Raw genomic sequence first — 285 nt, forward strand, 5'->3', positions numbered from 1 at the left:
TTTTGTAGGCTTTATCTAAATTCATTTGTTCATTTGCTAGTGCTAAACTATCAACTTCTTTTAGGAACTCATATTCCTTTTTGTAATGTGCAGGTGTAGGATATTTTATTTTCTTAATATCTAAGTCCTTGTTTTCCTCATATGCTTTAATCCTATCAGATAACATAAGATTATATATAAGTCTGCTACATCCAAAAGTTTTAGCAAAATATTCTTTTTGTTCGCTATTTGGATATAATCTATATTTATATGCTCTTAGCATATTATCCCTACTTTCCTTGATTT

The 285-nt window shown here is 27.7% G+C and carries 1 protein-coding gene; it reads right to left on the reverse strand.

Going from position 1 to position 285, the window contains the following annotated elements:
* Window positions 1–262, reverse strand: a 262-nt coding sequence (locus tag KGF48_RS20030) for a helix-turn-helix domain-containing protein (protein WP_227868508.1), incomplete at its 3' end; no start/stop codon positions are given.
* Window positions 263–285: the final 23 nt, after the last annotated feature.

Origin of the sequence: Clostridioides sp. ZZV15-6388 (assembly GCF_020657755.1) — a bacterium.
Classification (GTDB): domain Bacteria; phylum Bacillota; class Clostridia; order Peptostreptococcales; family Peptostreptococcaceae; genus Clostridioides.